Source organism: Flavonifractor sp. DFI.6.63 (genome assembly GCF_024462255.1).
GTDB lineage: Bacteria > Bacillota > Clostridia > Oscillospirales > Oscillospiraceae > Lawsonibacter_A > Lawsonibacter_A hominis.
This window is the reverse complement of the sequence record NZ_JANGBE010000011.1, coordinates 92,189-100,659: the sequence shown is the minus strand read 5'-3', so window position 1 is coordinate 100,659 and position 8,471 is coordinate 92,189. Positions and strand designations below refer to the sequence as shown.

General features: G+C 59.5%; 10 protein-coding genes. 2 read left to right on the top strand and 8 right to left on the bottom strand.

Features of this window, described 5'->3' with window-relative positions; all coding sequences use genetic code 11:
• Window positions 1-3 precede the first annotated feature (3 nt).
• A complete protein-coding gene (locus NE547_RS18570; RefSeq protein WP_370826984.1) occupies window positions 4-90 on the top strand; it encodes an IS3 family transposase in 87 nt (28 codons plus the stop codon).
• Between the two features lie 60 nt (window positions 91-150).
• Here NE547_RS18570 and spoIVA read toward each other — a convergent pair whose 3' ends face one another.
• The 3 genes from spoIVA to NE547_RS08100 all read right to left on the bottom strand — a co-directional run bounded on the left by spoIVA (window position 151) and on the right by NE547_RS08100 (window position 3,377).
• Window positions 151-1,629, bottom strand: coding sequence for a stage IV sporulation protein A (gene spoIVA, locus NE547_RS08110; RefSeq protein WP_256175294.1), 1,479 nt, complete (start codon window positions 1,627-1,629; stop codon window positions 151-153).
• Window positions 1,630-1,747: 118 nt separating this feature from the next.
• Window positions 1,748-1,975, bottom strand: a complete 228-nt coding sequence (locus NE547_RS08105; protein WP_186906445.1) for a hypothetical protein — start codon at window positions 1,973-1,975, stop codon at window positions 1,748-1,750.
• A 214-nt stretch (window positions 1,976-2,189) separates the two neighbouring features.
• Window positions 2,190-3,377, bottom strand: coding sequence for an AI-2E family transporter (locus NE547_RS08100; protein ID WP_256175292.1), 1,188 nt, complete (start codon window positions 3,375-3,377; stop codon window positions 2,190-2,192).
• A 30-nt stretch (window positions 3,378-3,407) separates the two neighbouring features.
• On the opposite strand from NE547_RS08100, the gene NE547_RS08095 reads away from it, so the two are divergent.
• Window positions 3,408-3,761, top strand: a complete 354-nt coding sequence (locus NE547_RS08095) for a hypothetical protein (protein ID WP_256175290.1) — start codon at window positions 3,408-3,410, stop codon at window positions 3,759-3,761.
• A 133-nt stretch (window positions 3,762-3,894) separates the two neighbouring features.
• Here NE547_RS08095 and tyrS read toward each other — a convergent pair whose 3' ends face one another.
• From tyrS to NE547_RS08070, 5 genes are all read right to left on the bottom strand, one after another.
• A complete protein-coding gene (gene tyrS / locus NE547_RS08090; RefSeq protein WP_186906442.1) occupies window positions 3,895-5,121 on the bottom strand; it encodes a tyrosine--tRNA ligase in 1,227 nt (408 codons plus the stop codon).
• Entirely contained in the window at window positions 5,108-5,629 is a 522-nt protein-coding gene (locus tag NE547_RS08085) for a GNAT family N-acetyltransferase (protein ID WP_256175289.1), read from the bottom strand. Before NE547_RS08085 ends, tyrS begins: the two co-directional genes overlap by 14 nt.
• Complete coding sequence (locus NE547_RS08080) at window positions 5,626-5,919, bottom strand: zinc ribbon domain-containing protein (RefSeq protein WP_256175288.1); 294 nt, start codon at window positions 5,917-5,919, stop codon at window positions 5,626-5,628. Before NE547_RS08080 ends, NE547_RS08085 begins: the two co-directional genes overlap by 4 nt.
• Window positions 5,920-6,246: 327 nt before the next feature.
• Window positions 6,247-7,941, bottom strand: a complete 1,695-nt coding sequence (gene recN / locus NE547_RS08075) for a DNA repair protein RecN (protein WP_186906439.1) — start codon at window positions 7,939-7,941, stop codon at window positions 6,247-6,249.
• Window positions 7,942-8,016: 75 nt separating this feature from the next.
• Entirely contained in the window at window positions 8,017-8,469 is a 453-nt protein-coding gene (locus NE547_RS08070) for an arginine repressor (protein WP_186906438.1), read from the bottom strand.
• Between the last annotated feature and the right edge of the window lie 2 nt (window positions 8,470-8,471).

Here is an 8,471-nt window from a genome sequence, read left to right as displayed (position 1 = left end):
TACATGGACTTTTACAATACAAGGCGACTTCAAGCTAAGTTAAAGGGCCTGGCTCCCCTTGCTTACAGGAACCAGACCCTCGTGGCGTAATTTTTCTTTTTTCACCTGTCTACTTGACTGGGGGCGGTTCAATCCTGCGCTGCCGTCTCGTTACAGGATAATACAGATCAGTCCGCCGGAGCCCTCGTTGATAATACGCTGCAGGGTCTCCTGAAGCTTGCCCCGGGCATCGTCCGGCATGCGCTTGAGCTTGGTGTTCAGGTCCTCGCTCACCAGTTCATGGAAGGACTTTCCGAAAATATTGGACTGCCAGATGGCCTTGGTGTCCCCCTCAAATTCCTGCAGCAGGAAGTTGACCATCTCTTCGGATTGCTTCTCGTTGCCCACGATGGGCGACACCTCAGTCTCGATATCCGCCCGGATCATATGGATGGAAGGTGCGGATGCCTTCAGGCGTACGCCGTATCGTCCGCCCTGGCGGACGATCTCCGGCTCTTCCAACACCAGCTCATCGGTGCCGGGCACTACGATGCCGTAGCCGGTGCGCCTGACCTCCTCCAGGGCTCCCGCAACTTTGTCGTATTCCCATTTGACATGGGAGAGCTCCGACAAAAGTCCCAGCAGATCCCCATCGTCGTGGACGGCAAAGCCGGACTGCTGGGACAAGGTCTCGTAGAACAGGCTCCGCGGCAGATCCATCTGGGCTGCGGCCAGACCGGTTCCCAGACTGATGGACGTGATGCGGGCGCTGCTGACCGTATCGCACGCCCCGATGGCGGCGACCGCGCCTTCCACATCGCGGATGCGGTGCATGCCGCCGCAGCCCTCCCGGATGGCGGCGTACAGTCCGCTCTTGATGGGATGGTCGTAGGGCAGCGCGTCCACCCAGGGGGGCAGAAACAGATCCAGCTCCTTGACCGGGAACTCATAGAGCACACCCTTGATGATGTCGGTGACCGCCCGCTCATCCAGCTCCAGACAATCGGCGCACACACAGGTGACGTCATACCGTGAAATAAGATCGGCCCGGATGGATTGGACCCGGTCCGAGTTTGGGTAGGCGGAATTCAGTACCACCAAAAAAGGCTTTCCCAGCTCCTTGAGCTCGGTAATGACCCGCTCCTCCGCCTCCAGATAATCCTCCCGCGGGATATCGGTGATGGTCCCGTCAGTGGTCACCACGATACCGATGGTAGAGTGCTCCGCAATGACCTTGCGGGTCCCGATTTCGGCGGCTTCGGTCATGGGAATTTCGTAATCGAACCAGGGGGTGGTGACCATGCGCGGGCTTCCGTCCTCCAGAGAGCCTACGGCGCCGGGCACCATGTAACCTACACAGTCGATGAGCCGCACCGAAAAGGCGGCCCCGTTCTCCAGCGTGACTTCCACAGCTTCCTCGGGGACAAATTTGGGTTCCGCAGTCATGATGGTGCGGCCGGAACCGCTCTGGGGCAGCTCGTCGCGGGAGCGCTCTCTCCGGTAGACGTTATCGATGTTCGGAATGACCATGGTCTCCATGAAGCGTTTGATAAAGGTCGACTTCCCCGTCCGCACCGGCCCCACCACGCCGATATAGATATCTCCCTCGGTACGCAGGGCGATATCCTCGTAGATCTTGCGCTGTTCCACTTGCAATTCCTCCTTCGGCCCCACGAGCCGGTCGTTTTCTCTACATAGGTATGGGGATAAGCCATGAAATATGCTTCCTCTCCCACACTCGGCCGGAGGAATTGCAGGGCATGCCGTTCTATGAGATCCTACGCCCGATATGGGCGCCGACCGCTTCCAGCGTATCCGCATCCGCAATACCCGCGTAGGCCCGGCGCGTAAAATCAGGCCGCCGTCCCCCGCCCCAAAGGCATACCGGCTGCCACCCCCGGTAGACCCGCTCCGCCCGAATCTCCGCAATGGCACGGCAGGCCCGCTCACCGCGGAAGCTCAGCTCGCTCTTTTTCAGGTTTGCGGCGGCGCCCATCGCATCTGGATCCGCCGATTTCCCACGGTCCGTTCGCTGCGCTCCAAAAGCGCGTCATCCACGCCGCCAATGGCGCGGAACAGCTGAATATTTGTCACAGCGCATAGCCCTCCGCAGAATAGGCTTTCTCTCTTCTTAGTATAGACGAAGATCCGCCGCGTTTCCAACGCCTGACGGAAAAAAGTTCCCCCGGCGCGGCCGGGGGGACAGCGTTCTATTCTTCTTCGGTTGGTTCTGCCGGCTTTGTGCGGGGCGCCCCGTTTCCATCGATCCCCTTGGCGTCCAGGCGGTGGTTCACCCACTCCCGCACCAGAGCGTAGAGCACCGCGAACGTAGGCACGCCCAGCACCATACCCGGGAACCCGAACAGTCCGCCGCCTACCACGATGGCCACCAGGACCCAGATGGCGGACAGGCCCGTGCTGTCGCCCAGAATCTTCGGCCCCAGGATGTTCCCGTCGAACTGCTGCAGGGCGATGACCAGAACCAGGAAACGCAGCGCCGCCCAGGGATCCACAATGACCAGGATCATCAGGCAGGGGATCGCACCCAGGATGGGGCCAAAAAAGGGAATGATGTTGGTCACCCCGATCACAACGCTGATCAGCATGGGGTACGGGATACGCAGGATCAGGCACAGGAGGAAGCACAATACGCCGATAATGGCGGAGTCGATCAGCTTGCCGTTGATGAAACCCACGAACACCTTGTTGGCGTGGCTGCAGATCTGCAGAAATTTGTCGGCCCTCCGCTTTGGAACGACAGCATAGAGCATTTTTTTCAGCTGAGGCACCAGCCGCCCCTTTCCAGCCAGCATATAGATGGAGGAAATGACCGCAGTGATGCCGGAGATGATGCCGCTGCCCACCGCCATCCCGAAATCCAGCAGCTGCGGCAGGGAGCTGGCCACTGTTTCCGTCAGCTTGCTGGTCAAGTTTTTGATAAATTCCAGGCTTTCCTCGATCCCGGCCCCTTCCAGCTGGAACTGCTCCGTCACCTGCTGGACCAAACGTTCCAGTCCGTTCAGGTAGTACTGCATGTTCGTGGCCAGATCCATGATGCTCTGGACCACCTGCGGCAAAATCATCTGCAGCAGAATCACCACCAGGGCCAGGGCCAGCAGATAGACGGTCAGGATGGATAATCCGCGCTTAAACCTTAATTTGCGGTAAACCTTCCGTTCAAAAAAGCACATGGGCGTATTGAGCAGATAGGCAATGGCAAACCCGGCGATGAAAGGCGATACCACCCCCATAAACAGGCTCAGCCGGGTCTGGATCACGTCGAAATGGGTCAGCGCCACATAGAACAAAATCGCAATCAGCAGGACCAGCAGCAGTGAAATGGATCTCCCATCCAAAATATACCATTTTCGTTTGTCCTTGTTTTCCTTATCCGGCACGCATCCTGTCCCCCTTCGGTTGCTACGGTTATGGATCACAGTACGGTCGATCCGGTCGTGCGTCTTGCTGCGGCAGGGCCGCACGAATCAGCCGCAGAACGGTTTCCCCTTATTCCGTATCATAGCACGGCCGCCGGTATTGCGCAACCGGAAACGGTCCTGCCGCAGTCTGATTGGAATATGGTCATGAAATCCGCGCTTCTTTCCGTTCTTTTCTTAAGGCATCACCGCACAATTCCCCACGCGCGTCTTGGCGGCCAATTTGTCCCACAAATGCGTTGCAAAACCTTGCAATACACAAAGTATTCCTGCGGTTTTGCGCCTTTTGGCGGCACAAATTTTTGCGCCAATCCACACGCGCTGAATGATGCGGTAATGCCTTAATCTTACCATACCCAACGGTTGGACCGATAAACTATTTTTTAAGGTTCTTTTGTTTTTTTCGAAAAAACAGCGGCGGGACCCGTCCTGATACAAGAAACAGACCCCGCCGCTGTTCTGTTTTACCGTCTGTTTTTCAAATCAGGCTTACCCGGTGGAATACCTTCTTGCCCTTTTTGAGCATCACGCCCTCGCCGGAGAGCTGCTGCTCCGTGAGCGCGGCTGCAATATCGGTGATCTTGACGCCGTCCACCTCCACGCCGCCCTGCTGCACCAGGCGGCGGGCTTCCGAGCGGGAGGGCGTCAGGCCGCACTTGACCATCAAATCCAGCAGCGCGATTTTTCCGTCGGTCAAGTCGTCGGAGGCGAGTCCGGTGGCGGGCACATTGGACTTATCTCCGCCCTGGGCAAAGAGGGCGCGGGCAGCCTGCTGGGCCTTCCCGGCCTCCTCCTCCCCATGGACCAGTTTGGTCAGCTCAAAGGCCAGGATCTCTTTGGCAGTGTTGAGCTGGGCCCCCTCCCAATGATCCATCTCGTCGATCTGCTCCAGCGGCAGGAAGGTGAGCATGCGCAAACACTTGAGCACATCGGCATCGCCGACGTTGCGCCAGTATTGATAGAACTCATACGGAGCGGTCTTATTGGGGTCCAGCCATACGGCCCCGGACTGGGTCTTGCCCATCTTCTTGCCCTCGGAATTGAGCAGCAGCGTGATGGTCATGGCGTGGGCGTCCTTCCCCAGCTTGCGGCGGATCAGCTCGGTACCGCCCAGCATGTTGGACCACTGATCGTCTCCGCCGAACTGCATATTGCATCCGTAGTGCTGGAACATGTGGTAAAAGTCGTAGGACTGCATGATCATATAGTTGAATTCCAGAAAGCTCAGGCCCTTTTCCATGCGCTGCTTGTAGCACTCGGCCCGCAGCATGTTGTTGACGGAGAAGCAGGCGCCCACCTCCCGCAGCAATTCCACGTAGTTCAGCTTCAGCAGCCAATCCGCATTGTTGAGCATCCTGGCCTTCCCCTCGCCGAATTCGATAAAGCGCTCCATCTGCTTTTTGAAGCAATCGCAGTTGTGCTGGATGGTCTCGGGCGTCATCATGGTGCGCATATCGCTTCGGCCGGAGGGGTCTCCAATCATTCCGGTACCGCCGCCGATCAGGGCGATGGGCCGGTTGCCCGCCATCTGCAGCCGCTTCATCAGGCACAGGGCCATGAAGTGGCCTACGTGAAGGGAATCCGCAGTGGGATCGAAGCCGATATAGAATACCGCCTTGCCCGCATTGATCATTTTAGAGATCTCTTCCTCATTGGTGACTTGGGCAATCAGCCCCCGGGCCTTGAGTTCTTCATAACAAGTCATGTTCATTTCTTTCCTCTCGTTTGATGTTCCGCAAATATTCCATGTGATAGCTCTTCACCTGAAACCCCAGTCCCTCATACAGCGACCGGACGGAATTGTTGAAGGCGTAGACCGATAACTCCACGCTGTCCAGCCCAAGCGCCGCCGCCCGCTCCGCTACCCAGCGCATCAGCGATGTCCCGATCCCCTGTCCCCGACAGGACTGCGCCACACACAAGGCTTCCACACAGGCGATGCTACGCCCCGCCAGGATCGTCTGCCCTTTCGCCTGCGTCTTGACGCTGACCAGACAGGCCCCCACTGGAACCCCATCCCGCTCTGCTACCGCAGACAACCGCTCCCCTTCCGCCAACTCGTCCCGATAGTATGCCGCAAGCGTCTCCGGGGATGCCGCCCGGAACAGATCGGGCCGATTCTGGACATGGAGCGCGTGGACCTGGGCCATCAGCTCTTTGCAGCGTCCGTAATCCGCCCGGCAGAGCGGTCGTATGCACAGCGTCCTTTTCATTCCAGCAGCCTCTTTCCGCAGTGGGGACACTTCGGGTCGTCCAGGTCGTGGGACTGTCCGCAGGCGGGACAAGGGACCTGCGCGATACCGCTGCCCGCATCCCCGGGTAATTCCACGGCGTAAAATTCCAGCCTCCTGCACGAACTGCAACAATAGAGGTCTACGGTCAACGCGCCGGACAAGAGATGGTCCAAATTGCCGAACAGCCAGCTGGCTTTCCCTTTTTGCAGCGTTTCCTGTCCGACCCAGCCCATCGCTCCGCCGCAGCGCAGGCAGATCTCCCGTTTCACCCAAGTCCACACCCTTTCCGATCAAAAAACGCCCCCTGTCCGTTCGGACAGAGGGCGTAAAGACGCGGTACCACCTCTGGTTCGCCGTCTCCTCGCAGACAACGGCCTCATCGGGTGCAGTCACACCCCAGACGCGGTAACGGGCGCACCCGACACAGCCCTACTAGGTCAAAACCGTTCCGGCGGCTGCTCCAAGGCGTATTCCCAGGCGGCCCCTCTCCCCCTCGCACCATTTCGGGGGTTCTCTGGGCAGGCGCCTTCCTGGTACTCTTCCCTGTCATCGCAGTTTGATATTGCCTTGCATTATAGTATAACCCGTTTTGTTTGTCAACGACTTTCTTTTTTATAGCGCTGCGCCGCGTCCAGCAGTTCCCCCGCGCTCTCCAGCGCCGCGGGGGTGATCTGCGCTCCGGCGGTCAGCCGGGCCAGCTCCGCCTTGCGTCGCTCCCGGTCCAAAACCTCCACCTGCGTAAAGGTCCGCCCCTTGCGCTCTCCTTTTTCCACTGAAAAATGTACATCCGCCATCGCCGCCAGCTGGGGCAAATGGGTCACGCAGAGCACCTGCTTGCGCCCGGCCACATCGGCCAGTTTTTCCGCCACCTTCTGGGCCGCACGGCCGGACACGCCGGTGTCCACCTCATCAAAGACCAGGGTGCCCACGTCGTCGTTTTCCGCCAGCACGTTTTTCAGGGCCAGCATGATGCGGGCCAGCTCGCCGCCGGAGGCGATCTTCTGGATCGGCTTCAGATCCTCTCCCACGTTGGCGGACAGGAGGAACTGCACCTCATCCATCCCCGTCTCATCCAGACCGTACTCTCCGCCCTTCTCCCGGAATTCCGCCTGAAAACGCACCTTGGGCATGTCCAGCTGGGCCAGCTCGGACTGGATGCGCTTCTGGAGCGTTTCGCCCGCCTGACGCCGCGCATCGGAGAGCCGTTTGGCGCTCTCACGCGTCTCTTCCAGCGCCTTGTCCCGTTTCTTCTCCAGCCGCGCCAGCGTGTCGCTGGAAAACTGGATCTCATCCAGCTCCTTCCGGCAGCGGTCCAGATAGGCCAGCATCTCCTCCACCGTGTCGCCGTATTTCTTTTTCAAACGGTAGATCACGTCCAGCCTGCCCTCGATCTCATCCAATTCACCAGGCTCGAACTCAAAGCCGCAACGCAGCTCTCGGACCTGCTCGGCCAGATCGTCGGCATCGGAGCGCAGCCCCGACAGCCGCTGAGCCAATTCGGCCACTGGAGCGCTCATGCGCCCGGCGGCGCGCAGCGCCCCCTCCGCCTGTGCGATCAGAGCCGCGGCGCCCTCCAGTTCGTCGCTGCCGGACAGAGCCGCGTGGGCGATCTCCACCGCCTCGATGAGCCGGCCCGCATTGCGCAGCAACACACGCCGTTCGCTCAGCGCCTCATCCTCGCCCGGTTTCAGACCGGCCCGCTCCAGCTCGCTGATCTGAAAACTCAGGCTGTCGATCCGCCGGGCCTTTTCCGCCTCGTCCATCTCCAGCGCGGCCATTTCATGCCGTATGGCCTGGAACCGGTCAAAGGCCGCCTGATAGGCCGCGCAAAGCGCCTGGGTACCGCCGAAGCGGTCCAGGTAGCCCAGGTGGCAGCTCTCATCCAAAAGCTGCTGCCCGTCGTGCTGGCCATGGATGTTCAACAGCTGCCGTCCCAGCGCCCGAAGCTGGGATACCGTGATCAGCCGACCGTTCAGACGACAGACATTCTTCCCATCGCTTTGGATCTCACGCTGAAGCAGAAGCGTTCCGTCCTCATCCGGCCCCATGCCGTTTTCCCGAAACCAAGGCAGTTCCGGCAAGCCCTGAAACACCGCGTTCACCAACGCAGACCTGGCCCCGGTGCGGATCAGGTCGCGGCTGGTACGCTCGCCCATGACCGCTCCGATGGCGTCCACCACGATGGACTTGCCCGCGCCGGTCTCGCCGGTCAGCGCGTTGAAGCCCCGGTCAAACTGGATATCCGCCGATTCGATCACCGCAATATTTTCGATATGGAGCAAAGAAAGCATCGTCTCACCACCAGTCTTACAGACGTTCCGCCGCCCCGGATCCGGCGCCGGGCGTGGCAGCGTCCCTCTCCGGGCTTATTTCAGCATCTTATGGATTTCGTTGCAGAATTCCGCCGCATCCTCATTGGTGCGCAGGATCAGAATAGCGGTGTCGTCTCCGGCCAGGCTGCCGACCAGATTCTGGATCTCCATCCCGTCGATGGCGGAGCAGGCGGCGGAGGCCAGGCCGGGCATGGTTTTCAATACCACGATATTCTGCGCCAGATCGAAGGAAATGACCCCCTCCTTAAAAATCGTGCGCAGCCTCCCGGCAAAGTTCAGGGAGGTCTTGCGCTCCGATACGGCGTATTTGTACGTGCCGTACCCCGTCAATTCCTTGACCAGATGCAGTTCCTTGATGTCCCGGGAAATCGTGGCCTGGGTGGATTGGACCCCACGCGCCTTCAGCTCCGAGAGCAATTGATCCTGGGTCTCCACATCCCGCTCCTCAATGATACGTAAGATCTCCTGCTGCCGTTTTGACTTCATGG

Coding starts and splice junctions, on each gene's coding strand:
- NE547_RS18570 (WP_370826984.1), top strand. CDS start 4: ATGGACTTTTACAATACAAGGCGACTTCAAGCTAAGTTAAAGGGCCTG.
- NE547_RS08105 (WP_186906445.1), bottom strand. CDS start 1,975: ATGGGCGCCGCCGCAAACCTGAAAAAGAGCGAGCTGAGCTTCCGCGGT.
- NE547_RS08095 (WP_256175290.1), top strand. CDS start 3,408: ATGGATCACAGTACGGTCGATCCGGTCGTGCGTCTTGCTGCGGCAGGG.
- tyrS (WP_186906442.1), bottom strand. CDS start 5,121: ATGACTTGTTATGAAGAACTCAAGGCCCGGGGGCTGATTGCCCAAGTC.
- NE547_RS08085 (WP_256175289.1), bottom strand. CDS start 5,629: ATGAAAAGGACGCTGTGCATACGACCGCTCTGCCGGGCGGATTACGGA.
- recN (WP_186906439.1), bottom strand. CDS start 7,941: ATGCTTTCTTTGCTCCATATCGAAAATATTGCGGTGATCGAATCGGCG.
- NE547_RS08070 (WP_186906438.1), bottom strand. CDS start 8,469: ATGAAGTCAAAACGGCAGCAGGAGATCTTACGTATCATTGAGGAGCGG.